This window comes from Candidatus Delongbacteria bacterium (genome assembly GCA_020634015.1).
GTDB lineage: Bacteria > CAIWAD01 > CAIWAD01 > CAIWAD01 > CAIWAD01 > JACKCN01.
In genome coordinates, this window is record JACKCN010000002.1 from 145506 (window position 1) to 170024 (window position 24519).

A 24519-nucleotide genomic window follows, 5' to 3' on the forward strand; every position below is an offset into this window, starting at 1 on the left:
GGAAGTTTGGACATTGGCAGCTGTTGACGGCTGGGCATGAATTTTGCCTTGACGTCACCGGCGATCGACGGATGTTCGAATCGCCCCTGTCCGATTCGCTGTCCGGCGGACCGGGCGGACCCCGTTCCCAACCTGCTCTTCCCGGATGAGTGCAAACCTGACTGCGCAAGCGGTCCGGGATCTGGCTGTGCTGCGTGGCAAAGAAGCAGGGTCGACTTGCCGCATTCAATCTGGCTGCTCTGGTTGATCCATCATCTCGGATCTGGCCGGAACGGCCGAAAGAACTGGAGACGCTTCCGCATCGGATTGGCCTCGGCCCCAGCGGCACTCCTGCGGAGAACTCATCACCACCATTCACCGAATCTGTTTCTGAATCTGATGTGCGGGACTGCCAAAGCAGCTCCCGGGGGTACAAAACGACTTGGAGGAATTGCATGAAGAAGAGTTTAGTGTTGGGGCTGTGTACCGTTCTGGTCGCGGGCTTCGCCCAGGCTGACCAGTATGACGACATGGTCACCAAGGGACTGATCACGCCCGAAATTGCCGTGGCAAAGCGTCTTGCGGTCCAGGAAGCCGCTGTCAAGGCACCTGAAGTGATTGTCACGTCCAAGGCCCTTACCGGCACGGCGACTCCCGTCAAGTCTGCGGATCAGCGCGTTCGTCCTGAAACCACCCGGTCCACCCCTCGGGTTGTGGGACCCCTGATTGCGCCTGAGCTGATCAGCAATCGTGCGCCCGGCAATCTGAGTGCGGCCGAACTGGAAATCCAGGCACTGAAGTCGATCGGTGCCGAGGTTCCGGCCTACCTGTACGAGACCGTCAACGCCGAACATGGCATCGTGCCGCAGCGCGACCCTGAAGTCGATCCCTCCCGTCAGGGTGGCGACGACATCGCTGCCGCAGTGGTCATTCCGTCGTTGCCTTACAGCAACTCCGGCACCACCGTCGGATATACCAACGACTATGATTCCGAATGCCCCTACACGGGCAGCACCTCTCCGGACGTGGTGTATTCCTTCACCCCCGGCGCGAATGTGACGGTGGATCTGACTCTCTGCGCCGGAGCCACCAATTACGATTCGAAACTGTACGTCTTCGCTGATTCGCCGGCCACCGTGGTGGCGTGCAACGACGACGCATGTTCGTCTCCTGCATTCGCCAGCTACGTGAGCCAGCTGGTCGGGGTCAACCTGACCGCGGGAACCACCTATTACATCGTGGTCGACGGCTATGGCGGACAGTCGGGCAGCTACTTCCTGGACATCACTGAAGGCGCTCCGCCCTGTGTCGATCCCGGTTGCCCTGCCGGGTACACCGTCGCCGAGCTGGAAGGTGCCTGCGATGACACCAACGGCGGTTGCAATGCCGCCGTGCCGGCCTACGAGTCGCTGGGCTTCGGCGATGCCGTCTGCGGCACCACCTGGGCCGATGTCAACCGTGACACCGACTGGTACGAAGTATTGCTGCCCGAGGATGGCATCATCGATATCACCTTGGCTGCGGGTTGCGTGCCGATGAACGCCTATGTTCTCAACACGGACTGCGATGCCCTGACGGTTCTTGGTTCCGCCGTGGCCCTTCCGAATGGCACGGGAACCGGTGTGAGCGAGTGCCTGCCTGCCGGCCAGTACTATGTGTTCGCCGGCCCCGGCGACGCCGTTGGCGGCATCTTCACCGGCTTCCCCTGTGATGCCATGAACCCCTGGCACTATGGTATCGAAGTCAATTACACGCCCTGCGAGTATGCTCCTCCCTGTGATACCTTCGTGAACAGCCCGATCGACCCCTTCACGGGCGTGAGCCTGACGGGCGTGAGCACTGTGGGTGCCCCCGACATTCTGGACCTGGGCAACGGCCAGGTCGGCTACAACTTCACCGCCGCCGACTGGTTCACCCTGGACGTGAACACCTGCCTGGCTGGTACCGCTTTCGACACCGATTCCTACCTGTTCTACGGCGACCCCTGCACCGACGGTGTGGCTGTGCTGTACAATGACGGTTCCTGCGAGCTGACCGCCTTCGCCACCAACTTCGTGAGCGAGTGCCTGCCCGGTGGAAACTACACCCTGGTGATCGGTGGTTTCAGTTCGGGCGACGAAGGACTCTTCGACATCGACATCAACGCCGCCCTGTGCAGCTGCGCTCCCGTGGAATGCGTGGGAACCAGCGAGATGGAGCCCAACGACGGCTGTCCTGATGTCAACGGTGCCGAGTGCGGGACCACCTATTGTGGAACGGTCAGCGCCACCTATGATGTCAACGAGACCCTTGTCTACGACGTCGACTTCTATGAACTGATTCTGGGCACCTCGTCGATCCTTGACATCACGGCCAACGCCGATGGCGCCGACCTGCTGCTGTCCTTCCTGAGTGGCGACTGCACCACCATCACGGACCAGGCCAATGTTACCGGCTACTGTGGCAGCGAGAGCCTGACCACCGATTGCCTGCCCGCTGGCGTGTACTACGTGGCTGTCAGTGCTCTGGGTTATTGGGTGGATACCACGGGCAACTACAGCCTGAACGTGACCTGCACTCCCTGCGAGATCATCGATCCCTGCACCAACGTCACCGACCTGACCCTGCCGGTGGTCGATCTGCTGGGCAGCACCGTGGACTCGGGGAACCTCTTCGGCAACGCCGCCAATGATGTGATCTACAGCTTCACGGCCGACACCGACTGCGATGTGATCGTGTCCCTGTGCGGCAGCTCCTATGACACCTATCTGCGTGCCTACGACACCACCAGCCCCTGTGACGGCGGAGTCGAGTTCACCTGCAACGACGACGCCTGCGGTCTGCAGTCCGAGCTGACCTTCCCGGTCGTCAGCGGTACCACCTACTTCGTGCTGGTGGAAGGCTTCAGCAGCAACAACGGCGACTACATCCTGAACATCGCCTGCGCGGCCCCGCCCGTGGATCCCTGCGATCCCATCCTGGGCCTGAGCATTCCCGCGGTGGATGTGATGGGCAGCACCTCGAACACGGCCGACATCTATGGTGGTCTGGCCAATGAGGTGGTGTACGAGTTCGTGGCTCCCTACAGCTGCGACCTGAACGTCAGCCTGTGCGGCAGCAGCTTCGACACCTACCTGTACGTGTTCGAAGGTACCAGCCCCTGCGATGGTGGCACGGACTTCGCCTTCAACGACGATTTCTGCGGCCTGCAGTCCGAGCTCACCTTCCCGATGGTGGGCGGCACGACCTATTACATCGTCGTTTCCGGTTTCAGCTCGAACAATGGCGATTTCATCCTGAACGCCTCCTGCCCGGTTCTGCCCTGCGACCCGGTCACCGACCTGTCGGTGATCAAGCAGGGTGGCAACGTGATCCTGAACTGGACGCCGGTCGCCGGTGCCACCGAGTACAAGATCTACGAGTCGGCTGACGCCTACACTCTGGGAACCCTGATTGACACCATTCCCGGCACGAGCGCCGGTTATGTGATCAGCGGCCCCAAGAAGTTCTACACCGTGGTCGTGGTCTGTCCCTAGTCCCGACCTGATGGTCGAACCGGATTCGGTTCCGGTCCGATTCTGATTGCGACCCCCCGTTCTCTCCGGAGAGCGGGGGGTCCGTTTTGTTGTACACACCGCGCAGGTCGGATCTGATCTGTCCAGTATGCCTGACAGCCACCGGGAAAACTGCGGGATCCTGGTGATCACCTGCTGCGTGTTGGGCCGAGAGTGCGGATCTTGGCGTCATGGATGTCTCACTTTCCACTCCCGGTCTGCCGGATCCGCTGGAACTGGCGGTGCGCATGGCCATTCGCCTGCCACGCAGGATCAAGCGCTTCCTGTTGTCGCGCCTGCCTGCCCAGTCCCTGGACACACTTCTTGACGGAGTTCCGCTGGGTCGCAATGCGCGCGTCGAACTCGAGCGCATTCTGAGTGGCCCGGAACTTCCACGAACGATCGGCGCTCTGGAGCGTGGTGAGATGCACCTCCTGCTGCCCGGGTCGCCGAACTGGCCAGCATTGCTGGAGGAGATGCCAGATCCCCCGATGGCGCTGTTCGCCCGGGGAAGGCCCGACCTGCTGGCCAGGGATTCGGTGGCCGTGGTCGGCACCCGTCGCCCCCTTCCACAGGCCGGAAAGCTGGCGGAGCAGCTGGGCGAGCTCCTGGGTGGCCTGGGGTTGCTCTGTGTGAGCGGGGGCGCAATGGGTGTTGACAGCCGCGCACACGCTGGTGCGGGACCAGCCCGGACATGTGCTGTACTGGGCTGCGGGCTGGACTGGATCTGGCCCAGGGAAAATCGGGCTCTTCTGGAAGCGATCGGCCGCGAGGGAGTGCTGCTCAGTGAGTACCCGCCCTGGTTCCAGGCCCAGACCTGGAGTTTTCCCCGGCGCAACAGACTGATCTCCGGCCTGTCGCGCGCGGTGATCGTGGTGCAGGCTCCGGCACGCAGCGGGGCGCTGATCACCGCCGCAACGGCCCTCGATCAGAACCGGGAACTCTGGGTCTGTGCGGGCCCCTGGGAAGACGCCGCCTGGGAGGGGTCACACCGCCTGATCCGTGAGGGTGCCCGTCTGCTGGGCAAACGGGACCATGTGCTCGAGGAGCTGGCCACACTCCCGCTCAAGGCGCGCTTGCGGCCGCCGGAGACGGAGCGGCGGTCGGACCATGCATCCAGCATGCGGGACCCGGAACAAGGTCGGCTGCTGGGGCAGGAGTGGGCAAGGACCCTGTTGCGGCATCTGGACCCTCCGCCCACGCTGGACCTGCTGGCGCAACGGCTGGGCATGCGAGCGGGCGAATTGACCGGCAAGCTGCTCGAACTGGAATTGGCGGGGCTGGTCAGTCATCAGCCAGGAGATCGCTGGATCCGGTTGGAGCCGGGGCACTGAATCGTCAATGTCCGGGCATGGCGGAACCCCGGTGCCCTTTGCCCCGTCTACGCTACATTGGCGCGGCCAAAGCGGATTTCAACGGGAGGCCCAACGCCCGCTTTTGCCTGAGCTGCACTGCTGCAGCCCACCTGTTCGATCGCGGCCGCCCCTTCCCAGTTCAGGACCGCGAATGCATCCCACGTCGAAAGGACTTTCCATGCGCAAGCTGCTGCTGTGGGTAGGTATTCCCCTGCTGCTGATAACAACCGTCTTCATCTTTCGCGACAACGGCGAAGGCCAGGCCTCCGGGGGCAACATTCTGGCCAGCCTGGACAAGATCCGCACGATCCTGAGCATCGTGCGCGAATATTATGTGGAAGAGCCCGATCTGGACAAGCTCGTCGATGCGGGCATCAGCGGCATGCTGCAGGAACTGGATCCTCACAGCACCTACATCCCGGCCTCCGAACTTCAGCAGGTCAATGAGGAGTTCCGTGGCGACTTTGACGGAATCGGCATCTACTTCGAGATCCGCAACAAGCTGATCACCGTGGTCAGCGCCATCCCGGGGACGCCCAGTGATCGACTGGGGCTCTCGCCGGGCGACATGATCGTGGAGATCGAGGGCGAGAGTGCCTACGGATTCACCAATGACCAGGTCCAGAAGAAGCTCAAAGGGCCACGTGGCTCGGTGGTCAACATCACCGTGAGACGCCCGGGTCTCGACGAAACTCTCGACTTCAGCATTACCCGCGAGAAGATTCCGATCTACAGCGTGGACTCCGCCTTCATGCTGGACGACAGGACCGGCTATATCCGCCTGACCCGTTTTTCGGCCACGTCCGAAGAGGAAGTGGTGGCGGCACTTGATTCGCTGGAGGCTCAGGGCATGACCCAGTTGCTGTTCGATCTGCGCGGCAACACGGGCGGATTCCTCCAGCAGGCCTTCAAGCTGGCCGACCTCTTTCTGCCCGGCGGACAGACCATCGTCTCCACACGCGGGCGCCTGAAGCAGTTCGATGAATCGCTGGTGTCCACGGACGAGACCACCCGTCCACGCTGGCCCGTGGTGATGATGATCAACCAGGGCAGCGCCTCGGCCAGCGAGATCCTCAGCGGTGCGATCCAGGACCTGGACCGCGGGCTGGTGGTGGGCGAGACCAGTTTCGGCAAGGGCCTGGTCCAGCGGCAGTTCGACTTCAACGACACCAGCGCCGTGCGTGTGACCATCGCGCGGTACTACACGCCCAGCGGGCGGTTGATCCAGCGGCCCTACGACGGCGGCCTGATGGACTATTACCGCGAAGGCTACGACGATGTGGACAACAATCTGGATGAAGATTCGACGGCGGTCAAGCCCGTGTACTACACGCGTGCCGGGCGCAAGGTCTACGGCGGGGGTGGCATCACTCCCGATGTCCGCATCCGTGGCGGACGTCTCACTCCGTACCTGAGCCGCCTGCGCACCAACCGGGTCTTCTTCGACTGGGCCAACGAGCGCTGGACCGAACCCGGACCCGAGCGCAACCGCCTGCAAGCTGCGGGCTTCGAATCTTTCCTGACCGGCTGGCAGCCCGATGAGGCGCTGATCGAAGAAGTGCGTCTGCTGGCCGATGCCAAGGTGCCCTTCGTGGCCGAGGACTGGGAGAAGGACATTCACTGGGTGAAGGCTTACATCAAGCGCGAGATGGCCCGGGTGATCTGGGGCCGTGATGAATCGAGGCGCGTGGATTCGGCCGACGATCCGGTGATCGTCGAATCGCTGCTGCTCTTCGATGAAGCGGCGAGAATCGCCCGGCTCAAATGATGTGACACGCCGGAATGACCGCGCGGAGGCCGGTCCGTGCAGGCCGATTCCAAAGCTGGAGCGGGGAAGGCCGGGCGGTGTCCAGATTGACTCCGGAAGGGTCAAGTAGTACTTTCGCGCTTCCTTCTGCTTCCGGGTTCGCCCGGGGGCCCGACCGAGATCCGGCAGACCTGACTCCAGCGATTTCCGGGAAGCGGGCAACCTTGTCAGGGATGCTCTTTCCGGGACCACGAAACCGACACCTTAAGCACACGGGGGCGTGCGCCGGTTCACCGGCCGTCCGTCATCCGTCGATCAATCCTGCATTCCATCGGGAGGCGCATCAACATGCTGAAGTATTTCGAACAGGGTGGCGGCTTCATGTGGCCCATTCTGATCATCCTCTGCCTGGGCATCATGATCATCGTGGTCAAGAGCATCACCCTGACCATGCAGTCCACCAACGCCAAGGCCTTCACGCGCAAGATCCATGACGCGCTGCGCAGTGGCGGAGTCGACGCGGCCACGGAGATCTGCGCCTCCACCCGCGGCCCGGTGGCCTCCATCGTACACGCCGGTCTGCTGCGTTACGACCGTGGTCTGGACCATGTGGAGAAAGCCATCGTGAACGCCGCCTCCATCGAGATGGCCTTCCTCGAGCGCGGGCTGATCTGGCTGTCCACCTGCACGGCTCTCGCCCCCATGTTCGGCTTCCTCGGAACGGTGTGGGGCATGGTGCGCGCCTTCGACGAAATCGAGAAGGCCAACGACATCAGCCCGGCCATTGTGGCGGGCGGTATCAAGGTCGCCCTGCTGACCACCGTGTTCGGTCTGATCGCCGCCATGGTGACCCAGTTCTTCTTCAATGCCTTCAACGCCAAGATCAACAGCCTGGTGCTTGACATGGAAGAAAGCTCCGTGGAGCTGATCGAGTCCCTGATGGAAGTGGCTTCCACGAAGAAGTAATCGAGCCCTTCCGGGTTCAGAACCGAAGGCAGGACCATGCTTCTTGAAAAACGCCGCAAGATTGAATCCGAGATTCCTGCCGCGTCCATGGCCGACATCGCCTTCCTGCTGCTGGTGTTCTTTCTGGTGACCACCACCATCGATCAGGACAAGGGTGTACCCCTGACCCTGCCCGAGATTTCGGAAGAACCACCGAAAGTGCTGAACAAGGACAAGGTCCTGAACATCCTCGTCTCGAATGCGGGCGAGATCATGATCAACGATGCCGTCCTTGACCAACGTGGCCAGCTGCGCAGTGAAGTCAAGAACTCCCTGGAAGAACTGGGGCGGGACGCTGAAGGCAAGTATGAGAAGATCGTCTCGATCAAGACCCAGGCCGAAACTCTCTACGACGATTACATCTTCGTGCTCGACCAGGTGAAAATGGCCGGTGCCACCAAGATCTCCATCGCAGAGCCGGAGGAGTAGGCGTGAAAATCAAAAAGAAGACCCAGACCAAGGCGGAAATCTCGACGGCATCCATGCCCGACATCGTGTTCATGCTGCTGATTTTCTTCATGGTGGTCACCACGTTCAAGCAGTTCGATGGTCTGCCCGTGCGCATCCCCTCGGCCGAGTCCACCCAGAAGATCGAAGTGGGCAAGCGCGACCTGGCCTACATCTGGGTCGACAAGACCAACCGCCGCATGCTGGACGACCAGTTCGTGGCCATCGAAGACCTCTCCGGTCTGATCTACACCAAGCGCGTGGCGAACCCCAAGCTGGTGATCGCCCTCAAGGCGGATCAGAAGTCCCACATGAAGAGTGTCACCGATGTGCAGCAGGAACTGCGCAAGGCCTATGCCCTGCGTGTCAACTACACCACGCTGACCAAGTAGGGGGCTCCATGGAATACCACAAGAGACCCGAAGCCAACGTCAAGCTCAAGTACCAGGTCTTCTCGGAGCTGGGACTGGCGTTTGCGCTGGCCCTGTTCTGCGTGCTGTTCATCGTGTCCAAGCAGGTGCATGTGCAGGTGAAGCTGAAGGATTATGTGCCCGACGAGATCGAGGTCGAGCAGATCGACCAGACCGTCCAGCAGAAATCCGAACCTCGCCCGGCCCGTCCCTCCTTCACGGTGGCGGCCGCCGATGAAGATGTGGTGGAAGACGAGGAGATCGACTTCAACGAAGACGAGGACTGGACCGCCGCTCCGCCGCCCCCGCCGCCCATGGACAATTCCGACGACGAGGTGGTCGATTTCTTCGCCATCGAGCAGCAGCCAGAACTGGTGGGCGGGAACGAAGCCCTGTACAAATTGGTGCGCTACCCGGAAATGGCCCAGAAGGCGGGTGTGGAAGGTGTGGCCCAGATCGGCTTCATCGTGGGTGCCGATGGCATCCCCCGCGAATTCACCGTGCTGGGCGAGCGCCCCAAGAACCTGGGCTTTGGCCAGGCCGCCATCGACGCCCTCTCCAAGATGACCTTCAAGCCCGGTCGTCAGCGAGATCGTTTCGTCAGCGTGCGCATGCAGCAGACGATCCGCTTCCAGCTGAACAACTGAGCCGCAGCAGACTCACTGACATTCACGGGGCCGTCCATTGGACGGCCCTTTTTTCATGCCGGACCGGATGTTTCCGGCACAGCCTTTGCTTCTATCGGGACCGTATACGAATCCACCAGGATTCATCATGGTTCTGGCGCAATTCGGCCCCGACTGCAGCAAATCGTCCTTCGAGCGCAGACGGGCGGCAGATTCAGGCGACTGCTGTCAAGGATTCTGACACTCGTCCGCTGGCGCTTCGGCACCGTGTGACGGCAGCCGGGCAATTGCCGGGCAAGTGGTTCCCCATTGCACGGGTCGTGCCGATGAGCACGGCGTGCAACCCAGCTTCCAGACCCGGGAGGCCCCATGAGAGTACGACACGCCCTGAATGCCGACCTGCACGAGCGCTACCTGATCCTGTGCGAACTGGGCCTCGCTCTGGCGCTGGCCATGGTCTGCCTCGTGTTCCAGCTGTCGCGCGAGCCCGCTTCCTCAGACTCGCTGGCCCACCATTGCGGGCTTGTCGACCCGACCTGGGTCGTGCCTGTGGCCACGCCCGCGGTCGAGCGCCCCAATCCACGGCCGGCGCGCCCCACCTTCGTCGTGTCCGCCCTCAGCGATGACCCCGAGCTCGAGCAGACCATCGACTATGCGGATCTGGGGGAGTGGCAGCCTGCCACTCTGCCGCCTCCTCCTTTCGAAGCCGAGGAGGAAGTGGTCGAGATCTTTCTGGTCGAGCGCATGCCCGTGCTGCTGGGCGGACTGGAATCGTTGCACCGTTCGGTGATCTACCCCGATCTGGCCCTGCGGGCCGGCATCGAAGGCCGAGCACTGATCGGTTTCGTGGTCGGCGTGGACGGCATTCCCCGTGACCTGCAGATCCTGCAGGAAGATCCTCCGCGATTCGGCTTCGGTGACTCCGCCATGAAAGCCCTGGCCTCCGCGCGTTTCATTCCCGGAAAACAGCGGGATCGGGACGTCGCGGTGCACATGCAGCAGGTGGTACGCTTCACTCTGCATTGACATGACAACGACCTGCTTGCCGGTTCAGAATGACCAGGGAACACGCTCTGGCTGCCGGCGGTAAGCATCGGGTCTTTCCATGAACCGTCCGGCCCTTGGCCGGTGCCTGGGGGGGGCCGCCCGACCCTGCGCTTCCTGACTGACCTCGGGTGGTCCCCCGCTTTCCTGCCCGCCTTTTTGATGCTGCGCCCCCCCACTTTCCCGGCGGAAAGCCCTATATTTTTCGCTTCATCCGATGCTGTGGAGCGGTCCGTCGTGCCGTGTCCACGGTTCCTTGTGCCACTCCTGACCGCAGGCCGGCTGCCGGCAGGTTGCTGGCACACCCGCCATTCACCAATCGTGCGAGGCCCCGGTGCTTCACAATCCCAACGTCATTTCGCTGCTCGTGCTGTTTCTCGTGGCTGGTTCCGTGTGTGCGGTCATGTTGCTGGCGGCCCGCCTGCTGGGCCCCAAGCGCATGAACAAAGTCAAGAGCCAGGCCTTCGAGTGCGGCATGGATCCCATCGGCTCGGCCCGTGAAGGTGGACTGCGTACCCGGTTCTACCTGGTGGCGATCTCCTTCATCGTCTTCGACATCGAGGCGATCTTCCTCTATCCCTGGGCGGTCAGTTTCAAGTCTCTGGGCGGTGCCGCGCTGGTGGCCGTCCTGATCTTCGTGCTGGCCCTGTTCGCCGGCTTGTTCTACGAAATCCGCAAGGGGGTGTTCACATGGAGGTAAGCCATGGCATGCCCGAGCCCTTCGTCACCACCAAGCTTGACAAAGTGATCGGCTGGGGGCGCAAGTACTCGATCTTCAACTATCCCTTCGTGACCGCCTGCTGCGGCATGGAATTCATGTCGGCCGCCTGCAGCCGCTACGACATGGACCGCTTCGGTGCGGGCCTGCCACGCTTCAGCCCGCGCCAGAGCGACGTGCTGCTGGTGGTGGGCACCATCAACCAGAAGATGGCTCCCGTGTTGCGTCAGATCTACGACCAGATGTGCGACCCCAAGTGGGTGGTGGCCTTCGGTGCCTGCACCGTGAGCGGTGGCCCCTACAACAACTACGCCGTGCTTCAGGGGATTGACCAGATCCTGCCCGTGGACATCTACATCCCCGGTTGCCCGCCGCACCCCGAGACGGTGCTGGACGGGCTGATCAAACTGCAGGCCAAGATCCAGAACCAGAAACAAGAGGTCTGAGATGAGCGAAGCCGTGGGCAACGACGCGGTCGCCCCGACCCCGCCGGACAATTCGCCGCCCCCCGTGATCGCCTCGCTCCAGCAAGCCTTCGCCAAGGATCTCGTCGAATGGCGCCAGGCCAAGGACATGCTGGAAATCCAGGTGCGCACGTCGGCCCTCGACGCGGTGGCGCGTCACCTGCGTGACACACCGGGTCTCGATTTCAATTTCCTGATTGACCAGACCGCCGTCGACTGGCTGGGGCAGCGCGAGGTGCGCTTCGAGCTGGTCTACCACTTCTGGAGCCTGGCACACCACCGCTACCTGCGCCTGCTGGCGCCCGTGGCCGAAGAGCGCTGCGAAGCCCCGTCGCTCTATGGCCTCTGGAAGGCCGCGGACTGGTACGAACGCGAGATCCACGAGATGTACGGCATCCGGTTCTCCGGGCACCCCGACATGCGCAAGCTGTTGATGTATCCCGAGTTCAAGGGCTGGCCGCTGCGCAAGGACTACAGCATGAAGGGCCGACAGCCACTGATCGGACCCGGGAGCAGGCAGGAGTAGATGAAACAGACCTCCGGCACCGCCACCGCTGCGGACATGCTGGCACCCGGCCAGCAATTGGAACACAAGTCGATGACCCTCAACGTCGGGCCCAGCCACCCGACGACACACGGCATCGTGCGCCTGCTGCTGCAGGTCGAAGGCGAAGAGATCATCTCCGCCGACGTGGAAATCGGCTACCTGCACCGCGGTTTCGAGAAGATGTGTGAAAACCATCCCTGGAACCAGTGCGTGGTATACGTCGACCGGCTGAACTACGTCTCGCCCATCATCAACGACATCGGCTATCACATGGCCGTGGAGAAGCTGATGGACATCGAGGTGCCCATCCGCGGTCAGTGGGTGCGTGTCCTCACCAGCGAGCTGATGCGCATCTGCGACCACCAGACCTGTCTGGCCGCCACCTGCATGGAACTGGGCGCCTTCACCGCGTTCCTGTATCTCATCAAGGGACGCGAACTGCTCTGGGAAATCCTCGAGCGGCTCTGCGGTGCGCGCGTCACCACCTCCTACAGCCGCATCGGGGGTCTCACCGACGACCTCTATCCCGACTTCGAGGCCCAGGTGCGCCAGGCGATCAAGGATTGTCGCGACATCAACGCCGAAGTCAACACGCTGATGACCGGCAACCGCATCTTCATCGACCGCACACGCGGCATCGGCGCCCTCAGCCGCGAAGACTGCATCAGCTACGGCTTCACCGGCCCGATGGCCCGGGCGGCGGGCATTGAAGTGGACGTACGCGCCCATTCGCCCTACCTGACCTATGGCCAGCTCGACTTCGAAATCCCGCTGTGCTCCAACGGCGACTGTTACGACCGCTATCTGGTGCGCTTCCATGAAATGGAGCAAAGCCTGCGCATCATCGAGCAGTGCTTCCAGAAGATGCCCAGCAGCGGCCCGGTAAGCGTGCAGGACTACCGCATCACCCCGCCGGCCAAGGAGCTGGTGTACTCGCGCATCGAAGAGCTGATGGCCCACTTCAAGCATCACATGTGGGGCCACATGATCGCCCCGCCTCCGGGCCAGCTGTATCACGCGGTCGAAGGCGGCAATGGCGAACTGGGGTTCTACCTGGTGTCCACGGGCGAAGAGCGGCCCTGGAAGGTGCGCTGCCGGCCACCGTGTTTCGGCATCACCCAGGCCATGCGCGAAATGATCGTCGGGCGCACCATTGGCGATATCGTTCCCATTTTCGGCTCCATCAACATGATCGGCGGCGAGCTGGACCGCTAGGTTCCGGTCCGGATTCTTGCAAGGAACAGGCATGATCACACTGGAAATCAACGGGAAATCCGTGCAGGTGGAACCGGGCACCCGAGTCATCGAGGCCTGCAAGCAGGCGGGTGTGCTGGTCCCCCATTTCTGCTATCACCCGGGCCTGCCCGTGGCCGGCAATTGCCGGATGTGCATGGTGCACATCGAGGAGCGTGGCCGCGGTCGCGTGGATGTGGCCTGCGTGGCTCCGGCATCCGAGGGCATGAAGGTCACCACCGAGACCGAGGCGGTGCTTGACGCTCGCAAGGGCGTGATGGAGTTCCTGCTGCTCAACCACCCCATCGATTGTCCCTATTGCGACTGCGCGGGCGAGTGCAAACTGCAGGATTACTTCGTGGAGTGGGGCGCTACCGAAGAAGGCAGCCGCCGCCTGACCATGCCCGTGCACAAGCCCAAGCGCCAGCCGATTGGCCCCACGGTCATGCTGGACTCCGAGCGCTGCGTGCTCTGCACCCGCTGCGTGCGTTTCTGCAAGGACATCACGGGCACCGCCGAGCTGGGCATCACCGAACGCGGCAGCCACAACACGCTGCATCTGGAAGAGGGCAAGGTTCTGGACAATGCCTATTCGGGCAATGTGGTCGACATCTGCCCTGTGGGTGCGCTCACCGACCGCGACTTCCGCTTCAACCGGCGTGTCTGGTTCCTCAAGAAGCAGGACAGCATCTGCCCGGGCTGCAGCCGTGGATGCAACACGGAAATTCACTTCGACCTCAAGCGCGACTACAAGCGCCACGAGGAGAGCAAGCGCGTCCATCGTCTGAAGCCCCGTTACAATGGGGCGGTCAACCAGTGGTGGCTGTGTGACGAAGGCCGCTACGGCTATCCTGAAATCGACCGCAACCGCCTGTTGACCCCGTTGCTCAAGGGCCCTGCCGGGCTGGTGGAGAGCGACTGGGAATCGGCACTGACGGCCGTGTGTGCCGAACTGGAGCAACACCGCAAGCATCCTGAATCGCTGGGTGTGCTGCTGAGCCCCCGGATGAGCAACGAAGCCCTGCTGGCGGCCGGCGCCCTCTTCGGCGACGGACTGAAGGCGGGTCTGATGGATTACAGCCTGGTCCAGGAAGTCCACGGTCAGGACGATGCGCTGCTCAAGCGGGCCGACCGGACCCCGAACCGGCGCGGAGCCGAGCTGCTGAAACTGAAGCGCGGCAATCTGCCCGCCGGTGAGCTGCTCAGCGGTCTGGCGCTGGACCGGCTGCGGGCGCTGGTCGTGTTCCGCTGGGATCTGGCCACTCTGCTCGAAGACCCTGCGCTGGCCGAATTCGCTCGGCTGCGCACCCTGATCGTGATCGATACGCATGTGCACGACTGGTTGCCCCAGACCGCCGTGGTGCTGCCCGCCGCCATGTACGCCGAGCAGGAAGGCAGCTTCACCAACTTCGAAGGCCGCGTGCAGCATTTCGGCAAGGCCTTCGAGCCCACGGGCGAGGCTCGTGACGAGGTGAGCCTGCTGCTGGAACTGGCCCGTCGGCTGGGTGTGCGCCCGGGTTTCAACAGCCTGAGCGGCATTCGCGAGCGTCTGGCCGGCCTGCTGCCCGGATACGCGGAAGCCAGACCGGTCACCCAGCGCAGCTCGATTCACGTGAGCAAGGAAGCCGCGCCCCGCTAGGCGCACACAGGGAGATTCCGCATGCACCCGATGCTCTTCGCCACTCTGGTGGCTTTGGCAAAAATCGTGCTGATCCTGTTCATGTTCATCATGGCCATCGCCACGTTGCTGACCTGGGCCGAGCGCAAGCAGAGCGCCGTGCTCCAGGATCGCATCGGGGCCAACCGGGCGGATTTCATGGGCTTCCGGCTCTGGGGCCTGCTGAACATCGCCGCCGACGGCATCAAGTCCTTCACCAAGGAAGACTGGGTTCCGCCCACGGGCAACCCCATCATCCACAATCTGGCGCCCTTCATCGGCCTCTTCGGAGCGATGGTCAGTTTTGCGGTGATCCCTTTCGGGCCGCCCCTGCAGCTCTTCGGACAGACCTTCACCCTGCAATTGGTCGATCTCAACATCGGCCTGCTGTACATCCTGGCCTTCGGCTCCATGGGCATCTATTCGGTGGTGCTGGCGGGCTGGAGTTCCAACAACAAGTTCGCCCAGCTGGGTGCCCTGCGCGGCATCTGCCAGATGATCAGCTACGAAGTGGTGCTGGGGCTGTCGCTGATTGGCGTGATACTGGTCACCGGCAGCGTGCGCCTGCCCGAGATCATCGCCTATCAGGGCCAGTACTGGCTGGGCGGCTGGATCCCCAAGTGGGGCATCTTCACCCAGCCTCTGGCCTTCCTGCTCTTCCTGCCCGCGGCCATCGCCGAAACCAAGCGTGTGCCATTTGACGTGCCCGAGGGCGAGAGCGAGATCATCGGCTACTTCGTCGAGTATTCAGGCTTGAAGTTCGGCCTGTTCCTGCTGGGTGAGTTCATCGAGATCGTGGTGCTTGCCGCCTTCATCTCGGTGCTGTTCTTCGGCGGCTGGCAGGTGCCCTGGCTGACGGATGCGGGTTTCCAGTTCGGCAGCGCGCTCAGCATTCCCCTGTCCGAGTGGCTGGTGGCCACCCTGCGCATCCTGGGCTTCATCGCCAAGGTGATCTTCTTCTGCATGCTGCAGTTGCAGATCCGCTGGACCCTGCCGCGCTTCCGTTTCGATCACCTGCTGCGGCTGGGCTGGAAGGAAATGATGCCCCTGGCCCTGCTGAATGTGTTCATCACCGCCATCGTGATGTACGTCCTGTCCTGATCCGTCGGGACAGGTTTCGCAACCTGGAGAGACACATGGCTGCCCGCTTCGTGAACATCGACATCAAGAATCCCCCGCTCACGGCGCTCTACTATCCGGCCGTCGTGGGTGGCCTGATGGTGACCACTCGTCATTTCGTGCACAACATGATCAAGCACACGCTGGGCTTTTTCGGCAATCGCCAGGCTGCCAGTGATGCGTCCTTCACCCTGCAGTATCCCGAGGTGATGCGTCCGCTGCCACGTCGTTTGCGCACCAAGCACCGCATCAAGGTGCACGAGGACGGACGCCCCAAGTGCACGGCCTGCATGCTGTGCGAGACGGCATGCCCCGACTTCTGCATTTCCATCACCTCCGCCGAACACGGGGACAGCCCCGAAGAGAAGGCTCCGCTGGAATTCCGGATTGACCTGGATCGCTGCTGTTTCTGCGGATTCTGCGTGGAAGCCTGCCCCAAGGATGCGATCCACATGGATACCCAGATCATGGAAACCGCCAGCGACCGGCGCGAGAACTTCGTGATGCGACTGACCGACCTGCTGGATCCCAAGCCCGTGATCTGCAGCGGGCAGGAATTCGCCGGAAAGGACCTCAACAAGGTGTTGCCCCATCTGGCGATGCGCGGGCTGGAACACATCAAGCCGGCGCGCATCGATCTGAGTTACCGTGACGCCTGGGTGGCCTCGCGCAAGGCCGCTGCCCAGGGACGGGATGCCCAGTGATCAGGACTCTGGCGTGATACAGAAACTCCACACATCTGGGCGACTTGCGGGTCGCCCAGTTCTGCTTCTGGCCCTGCTGGGCTGGCTCTGCCTTGCGGGGCTGAGTCCGGCGGCCCGTCCGCCGGAACCCGCGCGCGAGTATCTGTTGACCGTGGTGGATGCGTCGGGGGACAGCCTGCCCGAGATCCTGCCGACCTGGGCGCGCGATGGCCGACGCCTGATCTGTGTGGAAGACCTGGCGCGCCTGCTGCGTCTGCAGTTGGAAATCACGGGGGCCCGGCGCGAATTGAGCAGCGAGGGTGGCATGCTGCGCGCCGAAGGCGGAAACCGTTTCGTGATGCTCAATGGAGTGGAACGCGTGCTGCCCGGCCCGGCCTTCGAAGATGCCGACGGCCTGTTGCTGGATCACCAGCTGTTGGCGGTCCTGCTCGAATCCGGGCTGCTGGTGGGCAGTCTGGACAGCCTGAATGAAGAGCTTGTCCTGCACGCCTCGCGCGCGGGTCTGCTCAGCGAAGCACTTCAGGGCGGACACCTGCTGCGCCTGCGCCTGGGCGAACTGCCGACCTTTGACAGCGACGCCTCGGGCCGCACGGTGGTGCTGGACTTCAGTCCTTCGGGTGTGCTCGAAGGCAGCGCGCTGGATCACATCTGGCGAGGCGAGCAGGATGGCCTGCTCGAGAAGCTGCAAGTGCGCGGAGATCGGCTGGAACTGACACTGGGCGCGCAGGCCGAACTGGTGGACGTGATCGAAGCGGAATCCCTGGGTGAGATCCAGGTACTGCTGCGCCGTCGGGGTGCGAAGCTGAGCGAGGAATTCCAGCCTCCGCCGGCACCCGAACTGGTGATGCCCCAGGGCCAGCCCATCGATCTGGATGTGATCGTGATCGACGCCGGTCACGGCGGCAAGGATCCTGGGGCCGTCTCGCCCCGGGGCAGCCGCGAGAAGGACGTGACTCTGGCGGTGGCCCGGCGTCTGCGCGACGAGCTGCGCGAGCGCCTGCCCGACACGCGCATCGTGATGACCCGCGAGGACGACCGCTTCCTTGAACTGGCCGAGCGCACCCAGTTGGCCAACAAGGCGGGCGGCAAGCTCTTCATCTCGATCCATGCCAACGCCGCTCGCAACCGCAGCGCGCGAGGCTGGGAAGTCTACTTTCTGCGCCCGGGCAAGAACCAGCATGCCCGGGAAGTCGCCCTGCGCGAGAACTCGGTGCTGCGCTTCGAGGAGAACGCGGGAGCCGAGACTCCCGGCGGCATCGGCAACTGGATCCTGGCCAGCATGGCCCAGTCTGCCTATGTGGAGGAGAGCCAGAACCTGGCCGCGCTGATCTACCGCAGCATGCGCGGAGTGGGACACCAGCGTCCGCGGCCCGTGCTCCAGCAGGGATTCTATGTGCTGGTGGGAGCTTCCATGCCCGCGGTGCTCTTCGAGACAGGCTTCATCACGAATCCCGAGGACGAGAAGCAGCTCACCAGCGCCCACGGGCAGGCTGAACTGGCCCGCGCACTGGCCACCAGCGTGGTCGAGTTCAAGGAACTCTATGGTGCCGCGGGAACTCCACGGTGAGCGCGCCTCGATTGACGGACAGCCCACTGGGCATTCAGCGGATCTGGAAGCGCATCGACGAGCGCGTGCGCTTCGGGATCAAGCCCGGCCTGCAGCGCATGGAACGCCTGCTGGAGCTGCTGAACCACCCCGAGCGACAGTTCCGTGTGATCCATGTGGCGGGCACCAATGGCAAGGGCACGCTCTGTACGTTCGTCGAACAGGGTCTGCGTCAGGCCGGATTGCGCACCGGGCTGTATACCTCGCCCCATCTGCTGAGTCCCCTCGAGCGGATTCTGGTGGACGGCCAGCCGCTTGACGAGCTTGCGCTGGCTGTCGCCTGGCACCGGCTTGAGCCGCTCATCGATCAGGTGCAGCCCAGTTACTTCGAATTGCTGACCGCGCTGGCGCTGCTGGCCTTCCGCAATGCGGGCGTCGAGCTGGCGGTCGTGGAGTGTGGTCTTGGCGGGCGTTGGGACGCCACCAACGTGCTCAACAGTGAGCTGGCGGTGCTCACCAGCGTGGGGTTGGATCACACGGCCATCCTGGGCGACAGTCTGGCAGCCATCGCACGGGACAAAGCGGGCATCGCGCGCCCTGCCTGCCCCTTTCTGCTGGGAGAACTGGAAGCCGAGGCCCGCGACGCCGCGCTTGAGGTGGCGGACAGCCGCGGGGCGGTGGCCGTCACCCCCGAAGAGGATCACCCTCTGCTCAGGTACCAGCCCGCAGACGGCGAGGGGCGTGTATGCATCACGGATGGCGACCTGGCCATGGAGCTGGACCATCCCTCCCGTGGCGCTCTGTTCGCCGCCGGGATGGCGCTGCGCATCCTGCGGCGCCTGCCCGAAGCCCGCTTTCTGCGCGAGGGCATTCACTTGCGACCGGCGCCCCTTCCGGGACGCTTCCAGGTTCTGCACAACGCGCCACCCCTGGTGCTGGACGTGGCACACAATCCAGCCGCCATCACGCTGCTGGCCAAGGATCTGGACCAGCACTGGCCGAACACGCGCTGGACCCTGATCTTCGCGGCCATGGCCGACAAGGATTATCGAACCATCCTGAGGATTCTGGCTCCCCGCGTCGCCAGCATGCGCCCGCTGGTCCTGTCGCACGCCCGATTGGCCTCGCCCGAGGATCTGCTGGAGGCGGGCCGTGCGGCGGGCATTCGCTGCGGACGTCCATTGGGCAGGGCGGGTCTTGCGGCACGGAGATTGGACACACCGCACGAGCCCACTCTTGTCTGCGGAAGTTTCCTCACGGTGGCTGCCTGGCTGGGTGCCAACGACAGAAACCTGCCCCCCGGCCTGTGAACGGTCGAGAACGTGTGTCCCACACTCTGCATTCCCAACAGTCTGGAAGACGAGGAACCGATGGAACTGCATCGCACGAGCGGCCGCTGGAAGCTGGGCCTGGCACTCAGCCTGTGTACCGTGCTGCTCTGGGGCATGCTGCCGATCGCGCTCAAGGCCCTCTTGCGCGGCCTGGATGCCCTGACCATATCCTGGTTCCGTTTCCTGCTGGCCTGCCTGCTGCTGGTGGCGTGGTATGCGCGCAGTGGTGAGCTGGTCCGTCTGCTGCGGGCTCCGGGAAGGGGGCGCCTGCTGCTGCTGGTGGCCGCGCTCGGCCTGTGCGGCAATTATGTGTTCTATCTGTTCGGCCTGCGGCTGATCACCCCGGCCGCGGCCCAGGTGCTGATTCAACTGGCTCCCCTGAGCATGCTGCTGGGCGGCATGGTGATCTTCGGCGAGCGCTTCATCCTGCAGCAATGGCTGGGGCTGGCGCTGCTGCTGCTGGGGCAGGGACTGTTCTTCCTGCCCGGACTTGCCGGTGGCGGCGGAACGGCACACTCGCCCCTGGGTCTGGCCCTGATGGTGGTGGCCGCCCTGTCCTGGGGGGCCTATGCGCTGGCCCAGAAACAGCTTCAGGCACGGTGGCCTTCGCAGCTCGTGTTGTGTGTGGTGTACGGGCTGTGTGCGCTGTTGCTCAGTCCTTTTGCCCATCCCGGGCATCTGCCGGGGCTGGGGCTGGTCAATCTCAGCCTGCTGCTTTTCACCGTGTTCAATACCCTGGTGGCCTACGGCACCTTCAGTGAGGCATTGAATCACCTCGAGGCCTCGCGCGTGGGCGTGATCTTGTCCACTACACCGCTCTTCACCATCACCTTCGTGCATCTGGGGGCCCACATGTTCCCGGGTCTCGTGGATGCCGATCCTCTGCCGCCCAGTGCCCTGGCCGGGGCCGCGCTGGTGGTGGCCGGTTCGGCGCTCAGCGCCCTGCGTCGCCGCCGCGTGCCCGCGAGCGCCACCATCGTCGGGGGCGCCGTGGCCGTGGTGGCCGATGCGAACCCAACGGAACCCTGAGCGGGCTCATGAACTTCCACATCCAGGGGCGTCTGGCCCCGATTTGCCAAACTGGGGCGCAGCACGATTCACCACCACAGACTTGCACAAGGAGATCCTCATGACGGAGTTGATCCAACAACTGGTTTCCCAGCTGGGTGTCCAGCCGGATCAGGCCCGGGGCGGAGCCGGTCTGCTGTTCAAGCTGGCCCAGGACAGACTGGGTGGTGACTTCGGCACGCTCAGTGCGGCTCTGCCCGGAATGGGCGAATTGCTCAAGGCGGCGCCCGCCGGTGGCGGCGGAGCCCTGGGGGCACTGGGCGGCCTGGCCTCCTCCTTTGGCGGCGGCAAGGCTGCCGGGCTGGCCTCGCTGGCCCTTGGATTCGCCCAGTTGAAACTGGATCCGGCCATGGTGGGCAAATTCCTGCCGATCGTGCTGGAATTCGTGAAGGGCAAGGCGGGCGGGGACGTGGCCAGCATGTTGGCTGGAGTTCTCAAGTAATCTGACGGGCGACACGGGCGGCCGGCAAATGGGTCGCGAGGTGGGATGAGCAACCAGGACATCGACAAACGCGAGCTGTTGCGCGAACTGGGATATGCAGGGCAGCACGAGCTTCTGCTGCAGTTCCTCGCTGAGCAGGGACTCACGCGTGAGGGCAAACAGCGCATCAGTCTGGCCAAGCGCACGGATGTGACGCAGGCTCTGGCTGCGCGCTACTTCCTGGTTTGCGCGCGTGGGGACTGCCAGGCCGAAGCCGAGCACGGTTCGGGCGAGCGCATTCCCGTCCTGGCCACCGGTCAGACAGCCTGCGAGATCTGCGGCGGCTCCATTCTCAACGTGCATCTCCAGCGCATGCACGAGGCCTGCCGCGAGGCGGGCTGGCGCAAGCTTGTGGTCGTGGGTGGCTCACCCAACTCCCACCAGGAGATCCAGTCCCAGCCAACCGCCCCACTCGAGATCCGGCTGGTGGATGGCACGAAGGCACGGCCCAGGAAGCAGGCCGACGCGGACCTGCGCTGGGCCGACCATGTGGTGATCTGGGGTGGCACCCAGCTGGATCACAAGGTCAGCAACCAGTACTCAGCGGCCGCGATCTGTTCCACGTTCGCCAAGCGCAGCGTCCAGGAGTTGTGGGCGCACATCACCGAAGCCGCGCGCCGTCGGGCGCCCCGAGCCTGAACCTGCCTCCGGGAACCCGCAGACCCGGACTCGCGTCCTCAGGTCCCGGGCCGTCATGACCCGTTTCTGACCCCGGCGCGGTTCATGAGCCACAAACCGTGTCGCCCACTCACCAAAATGGAGAACACACAGGATGCGCATACATCAACTGGGACATTCTGATCTGCAGGTCTCCGTACTGGGCCTGGGCTGCATGGGCATGTCGGACTTCTATGGCGCCAGTGAGGAGAGCCAGTCGATCCGCGTGATCCACCGGGCCCTCGAGCTGGGCCTGAACTTCTTTGACACGGCGGACATGTATGGGCCCTTCCACAATGAACGGCTGCTGGGCCGGGCCATTGCCGGGAAGCGTGAGCGGGTGATCCTGGCCACCAAATTCGGAGTCCAGCGCTCACCCGAGGGGGCGATGCTGGGCCTGAACGGTTCGCCCGCCTATGTCCAGCAGGCCTGCGACGCCAGCCTTGAGCGTCTGGGCGTGGATACCATTGATCTGTATTACCTGCACCGGGTGGATCCCGGCACACCCATCGAAGACACGGTGGGCGCCATGTCGCGCCTGGTGGAACAGGGCAAGGTGCGCTGTCTGGGTCTGTCGGAAGCCGCACCCGAGACTCTGCGGCGTGCCATGGCCGTGCATCCCATCACGGCTCTCCAGACCGAATATTCACTCTGGTCGCGTGATCCGGAAGATGCCCTGCTGGCTACCTGTCAGGAACTGGGCATCGGTTTCGTGGCCTACAGCCCACTGGGCCGGGGCTTCCTGAGCGGCCAGTACCGCAGCCTGGATGATCTGGACGCCAACGACTGGCGGCGCAGCAATCCCCGTTTCATGGGCGAGAACTTCCAGAAGAACCTGGCACTGGTCGACCGCGTCCACGCACTGGCCAGCGCGCGAGGCTGCAGCGCATCGCAACTGGCGCTGGCCTGGTTGCTGTCCCGTCCGGGTGTGACACCCATTCCGGGAACCCGAAGGCTCGAGAGGCTCGAAGAGAACCTCGCCGCGGCGGAAATCGCCCTGACTGCCGACGAACTGGCGGCCATCGAGGCGGTGGTCCCGCGGAACTGGGCGACAGGCACACGCTATCCCGAGGCCGGGATGGCGGCCCTCAATCGCTGAGCGAACAATGGCGGAGCAGAAACGAATGGCGAGCATAGGCAAGAGCGGCCAGCGGGTCGTGGTGAATGACCGCATGCAGCAAGGGTATGTCTACTGGCGCAGCGAGCCGATGGGCCAGAACTTTCACCCAGAGTTCAAACCCCAGCTGACCCCGGCCGAGATGCTGGCTCTGGGCATCTTCGGCGGCCGCTACATGACCGATTGCCGCGAGGAGTTTCCCGCCGACTGGTTCAGCAAGGCACGCCTGTGCTCCACGTATCACGACCCGGCCCTCAATTGCTTTGGCGTGAACGCCTCCCAGCCTCTGGCCGAATGGCGACGCAAGCGCTGGATTCACGAGGACGATCCGCGCGGGTGGTTCCAGTGGTACTGCCGCTATTTCATGGGACGTCGCGGCCCGGATGACGAGCGCCAGATCAAGCGCTGGAAGGCCATGACGCGCCATTTGGCCCAGGTGCGTGCCGGCTGCAGCCCGGGAGATTTGGACTGTCGCAGGCGCCAGCGCCAGGCCCTGCTGCACTGGGCCTACGACTCACGCCGGATCTGATGACGGACGGACCGAATCCATGCCGATGATTCGTCGCGCGACACAGTCTGACCGGCCTGCACTGGGGCAGCTCTTCGTGCGCTCGGTACATGGTCTGGCAAACGGGGCGTACGCTCCCGCCCAGCTGGAAGCCTGGGCCCCGGTCGCGGAGGACCCCCCGGACTGGATCACGCGGCTTGAGTCACTTGAGTGCTGGCTACTGGAGCTGGAGGGTCGACTCGCGGGGTTCATCGCCTGGAACTCCGAGGGCATGCTGGATCTGCTGTACACACATCCGGACCTTGCCCGCCGGGGCGTCGCCAGCCGTCTGCTGGCTCACATGGAACAGGCAGCACGGCGTGTGGGCTGGACTCACATCGTCACCGATGCCAGTCTGGTCGCCCGCCCATTCTTCGAAGCCCGCGGATTCCGCCAGGTCCGGGCGGAGCGGGTGAAGCGGCGGGGACAGTGGCTGGATAGATTCCGGATGGAGAAGACCCTGTTGGGTGGACAGGAGGAGCATGAAGCCGTCACCAGCTGCTGATGTGCGAAAAATGTACGACGAGATCGCGGATTCGTACAATCAAATGATGGATGCTGAGATTGGATTGCCCGTGTATGCGGATGTTCTGACGCGCTTGCATCGACGTATCACGGGCATCGGCGGTCCGGTGCTCGATACAGCGTGCGGGTCTGGCCACATGCTCTCCATGTATCGTGATCGCTGCGATGCGCGGCGGCAACTCCTGGGTGTCGACCTTTCCACAAGGATGGTCGCCATTTCCAACGGCAAGTTCGAGTCCAACGCACGATTGTTTGTCGCCGACATGCGGTATCTGACCAGCATTGAGACAGCTACATGTGCCGCGGTGCTGAACTTCTTTGCCCTTCATCATATCGATGCGGCGGAAGCAGCACAGGCCTTTGGTGAATGGTATCGAGTCCTGACTCCAGGTGGCCAGCTTGTTGTGGCTGCATGGGAGGGCAGTGGACTGGTCGACTACGGCAGTGAGTCGGGAATCGTGGCGTTCAGGTACACCCGTGCTGAGTTGGAATCCTGGGCCAGGAACGCGGGTTTTGATGTGACCCGTTGCCTTGTACAGCCGGTGGAGGACTTTCCGATGGACGCTGTTCATCTTGAAGCAGGAAAACCAACCAGCTGACAACTGCTTGCATCCCTTTGGGAATGGAAGCAGACGCATGAGGACACAAGCGCCGCGCCA

24 protein-coding genes are annotated in these 24519 nt (G+C 63.4%); all 24 read left to right on the plus strand.

Features of this window, described 5'->3' with window-relative positions; all coding sequences use genetic code 11:
* Window positions 1-434 precede the first annotated feature (434 nt).
* The 24 genes from H6678_04765 (at window position 435) to H6678_04880 (ending at window position 24459) form a co-directional block, all read left to right on the plus strand.
* Entirely contained in the window at window positions 435-3494 is a 3060-nt protein-coding gene (locus H6678_04765; protein MCB9473104.1) for a hypothetical protein, read from the plus strand.
* A gap of 209 nt (window positions 3495-3703) precedes the next feature.
* Complete coding sequence (gene dprA / locus H6678_04770) at window positions 3704-4846, plus strand: DNA-protecting protein DprA (GenBank protein MCB9473105.1); 1143 nt, start codon at window positions 3704-3706, stop codon at window positions 4844-4846.
* A 199-nt stretch (window positions 4847-5045) separates the two neighbouring features.
* Window positions 5046-6635 (plus strand): S41 family peptidase, encoded by a 1590-nt coding sequence (locus H6678_04775; protein ID MCB9473106.1) that lies wholly within the window; start codon window positions 5046-5048, stop codon window positions 6633-6635.
* A 327-nt stretch (window positions 6636-6962) separates the two neighbouring features.
* Window positions 6963-7580 carry a MotA/TolQ/ExbB proton channel family protein gene (locus tag H6678_04780; protein MCB9473107.1) on the plus strand — a complete coding sequence of 206 codons (618 nt, stop codon included), beginning with the start codon at window positions 6963-6965 and terminating at the stop codon, window positions 7578-7580.
* Window positions 7581-7616: 36 nt separating this feature from the next.
* Window positions 7617-8048: a biopolymer transporter ExbD gene (locus H6678_04785; GenBank protein MCB9473108.1), complete on the plus strand. Its 432-nt coding sequence runs from the start codon at window positions 7617-7619 to the stop codon at window positions 8046-8048.
* Between the two features lie 2 nt (window positions 8049-8050).
* The gene (locus H6678_04790) at window positions 8051-8458 is read left to right on the plus strand and encodes a biopolymer transporter ExbD (protein MCB9473109.1); all 408 of its coding nucleotides are present in this window, start codon (window positions 8051-8053) and stop codon (window positions 8456-8458) included.
* Between the two features lie 8 nt (window positions 8459-8466).
* A complete protein-coding gene (locus H6678_04795; GenBank protein MCB9473110.1) occupies window positions 8467-9123 on the plus strand; it encodes a TonB family protein in 657 nt (218 codons plus the stop codon).
* Between the two features lie 348 nt (window positions 9124-9471).
* The gene (locus tag H6678_04800) at window positions 9472-10128 is read left to right on the plus strand and encodes an energy transducer TonB (GenBank protein ID MCB9473111.1); all 657 of its coding nucleotides are present in this window, start codon (window positions 9472-9474) and stop codon (window positions 10126-10128) included.
* A gap of 421 nt (window positions 10129-10549) precedes the next feature.
* Window positions 10550-10846, plus strand: coding sequence for an NADH-quinone oxidoreductase subunit A (locus H6678_04805; protein ID MCB9473112.1), 297 nt, complete (start codon window positions 10550-10552; stop codon window positions 10844-10846).
* On the plus strand, window positions 10837-11310 hold the full coding sequence (gene nuoB / locus H6678_04810) for an NADH-quinone oxidoreductase subunit NuoB (protein ID MCB9473113.1): 474 nt from the start codon (window positions 10837-10839) through the stop codon (window positions 11308-11310). The genes H6678_04805 and nuoB overlap by 10 nt, the downstream gene beginning before the upstream one ends.
* A gap of 1 nt (window position 11311) precedes the next feature.
* Entirely contained in the window at window positions 11312-11854 is a 543-nt protein-coding gene (locus tag H6678_04815; protein ID MCB9473114.1) for an NADH-quinone oxidoreductase subunit C, read from the plus strand.
* A gap of 36 nt (window positions 11855-11890) precedes the next feature.
* Window positions 11891-13090, plus strand: a complete 1200-nt coding sequence (locus H6678_04820; protein ID MCB9473115.1) for an NADH-quinone oxidoreductase subunit D — start codon at window positions 11891-11893, stop codon at window positions 13088-13090.
* A 31-nt stretch (window positions 13091-13121) separates the two neighbouring features.
* The gene (locus H6678_04825; GenBank protein ID MCB9473116.1) at window positions 13122-14747 is read left to right on the plus strand and encodes a (2Fe-2S)-binding protein; all 1626 of its coding nucleotides are present in this window, start codon (window positions 13122-13124) and stop codon (window positions 14745-14747) included.
* A gap of 21 nt (window positions 14748-14768) precedes the next feature.
* On the plus strand, window positions 14769-15866 hold the full coding sequence (locus H6678_04830; GenBank protein MCB9473117.1) for an NADH-quinone oxidoreductase subunit H: 1098 nt from the start codon (window positions 14769-14771) through the stop codon (window positions 15864-15866).
* A 35-nt stretch (window positions 15867-15901) separates the two neighbouring features.
* On the plus strand, window positions 15902-16588 hold the full coding sequence (locus H6678_04835) for an NADH-quinone oxidoreductase subunit I (GenBank protein ID MCB9473118.1): 687 nt from the start codon (window positions 15902-15904) through the stop codon (window positions 16586-16588).
* A 13-nt stretch (window positions 16589-16601) separates the two neighbouring features.
* Window positions 16602-18155 carry an N-acetylmuramoyl-L-alanine amidase gene (locus H6678_04840; protein MCB9473119.1) on the plus strand — a complete coding sequence of 518 codons (1554 nt, stop codon included), beginning with the start codon at window positions 16602-16604 and terminating at the stop codon, window positions 18153-18155.
* Window positions 18152-19444, plus strand: coding sequence for a hypothetical protein (locus tag H6678_04845; GenBank protein ID MCB9473120.1), 1293 nt, complete (start codon window positions 18152-18154; stop codon window positions 19442-19444). Before H6678_04840 ends, H6678_04845 begins: the two co-directional genes overlap by 4 nt.
* 12 nt (window positions 19445-19456) lie before the next feature.
* On the plus strand, window positions 19457-20494 hold the full coding sequence (locus H6678_04850) for a DMT family transporter (protein MCB9473121.1): 1038 nt from the start codon (window positions 19457-19459) through the stop codon (window positions 20492-20494).
* A gap of 100 nt (window positions 20495-20594) precedes the next feature.
* Window positions 20595-20975 (plus strand): DUF2780 domain-containing protein, encoded by a 381-nt coding sequence (locus tag H6678_04855; GenBank protein ID MCB9473122.1) that lies wholly within the window; start codon window positions 20595-20597, stop codon window positions 20973-20975.
* A gap of 45 nt (window positions 20976-21020) precedes the next feature.
* Entirely contained in the window at window positions 21021-21653 is a 633-nt protein-coding gene (locus tag H6678_04860; GenBank protein MCB9473123.1) for a hypothetical protein, read from the plus strand.
* A 133-nt stretch (window positions 21654-21786) separates the two neighbouring features.
* Complete coding sequence (locus H6678_04865; protein MCB9473124.1) at window positions 21787-22770, plus strand: aldo/keto reductase; 984 nt, start codon at window positions 21787-21789, stop codon at window positions 22768-22770.
* Between the two features lie 25 nt (window positions 22771-22795).
* Entirely contained in the window at window positions 22796-23317 is a 522-nt protein-coding gene (locus H6678_04870; GenBank protein ID MCB9473125.1) for a hypothetical protein, read from the plus strand.
* A gap of 19 nt (window positions 23318-23336) precedes the next feature.
* Window positions 23337-23840, plus strand: a complete 504-nt coding sequence (locus tag H6678_04875) for a GNAT family N-acetyltransferase (GenBank protein MCB9473126.1) — start codon at window positions 23337-23339, stop codon at window positions 23838-23840.
* Window positions 23818-24459: a class I SAM-dependent methyltransferase gene (locus H6678_04880; GenBank protein ID MCB9473127.1), complete on the plus strand. Its 642-nt coding sequence runs from the start codon at window positions 23818-23820 to the stop codon at window positions 24457-24459. The genes H6678_04875 and H6678_04880 overlap by 23 nt, the downstream gene beginning before the upstream one ends.
* Window positions 24460-24519: the final 60 nt, after the last annotated feature.

Bases quoted from the DNA above. Each gene is read 5' to 3' on its own strand.
- H6678_04800 (MCB9473111.1), top strand. From the start codon at position 9,472: ATGAGAGTACGACACGCCCTGAATGCCGACCTGCACGAGCGCTACCTG.
- H6678_04795 (MCB9473110.1), top strand. From the start codon at position 8,467: ATGGAATACCACAAGAGACCCGAAGCCAACGTCAAGCTCAAGTACCAG.
- H6678_04870 (MCB9473125.1), top strand. From the start codon at position 22,796: ATGGCGAGCATAGGCAAGAGCGGCCAGCGGGTCGTGGTGAATGACCGC.
- H6678_04825 (MCB9473116.1), top strand. From the start codon at position 13,122: ATGATCACACTGGAAATCAACGGGAAATCCGTGCAGGTGGAACCGGGC.
- H6678_04880 (MCB9473127.1), top strand. From the start codon at position 23,818: ATGAAGCCGTCACCAGCTGCTGATGTGCGAAAAATGTACGACGAGATC.
- H6678_04875 (MCB9473126.1), top strand. From the start codon at position 23,337: ATGCCGATGATTCGTCGCGCGACACAGTCTGACCGGCCTGCACTGGGG.
- dprA (MCB9473105.1), top strand. From the start codon at position 3,704: ATGGATGTCTCACTTTCCACTCCCGGTCTGCCGGATCCGCTGGAACTG.
- H6678_04835 (MCB9473118.1), top strand. From the start codon at position 15,902: ATGGCTGCCCGCTTCGTGAACATCGACATCAAGAATCCCCCGCTCACG.
- H6678_04775 (MCB9473106.1), top strand. From the start codon at position 5,046: ATGCGCAAGCTGCTGCTGTGGGTAGGTATTCCCCTGCTGCTGATAACA.
- nuoB (MCB9473113.1), top strand. From the start codon at position 10,837: ATGGAGGTAAGCCATGGCATGCCCGAGCCCTTCGTCACCACCAAGCTT.
- H6678_04860 (MCB9473123.1), top strand. From the start codon at position 21,021: ATGAGCAACCAGGACATCGACAAACGCGAGCTGTTGCGCGAACTGGGA.
- H6678_04865 (MCB9473124.1), top strand. From the start codon at position 21,787: ATGCGCATACATCAACTGGGACATTCTGATCTGCAGGTCTCCGTACTG.
- H6678_04785 (MCB9473108.1), top strand. From the start codon at position 7,617: ATGCTTCTTGAAAAACGCCGCAAGATTGAATCCGAGATTCCTGCCGCG.
- H6678_04855 (MCB9473122.1), top strand. From the start codon at position 20,595: ATGACGGAGTTGATCCAACAACTGGTTTCCCAGCTGGGTGTCCAGCCG.
- H6678_04815 (MCB9473114.1), top strand. From the start codon at position 11,312: ATGAGCGAAGCCGTGGGCAACGACGCGGTCGCCCCGACCCCGCCGGAC.
- H6678_04780 (MCB9473107.1), top strand. From the start codon at position 6,963: ATGCTGAAGTATTTCGAACAGGGTGGCGGCTTCATGTGGCCCATTCTG.
- H6678_04830 (MCB9473117.1), top strand. From the start codon at position 14,769: ATGCACCCGATGCTCTTCGCCACTCTGGTGGCTTTGGCAAAAATCGTG.
- H6678_04765 (MCB9473104.1), top strand. From the start codon at position 435: ATGAAGAAGAGTTTAGTGTTGGGGCTGTGTACCGTTCTGGTCGCGGGC.
- H6678_04820 (MCB9473115.1), top strand. From the start codon at position 11,891: ATGCTGGCACCCGGCCAGCAATTGGAACACAAGTCGATGACCCTCAAC.
- H6678_04805 (MCB9473112.1), top strand. From the start codon at position 10,550: ATGTTGCTGGCGGCCCGCCTGCTGGGCCCCAAGCGCATGAACAAAGTC.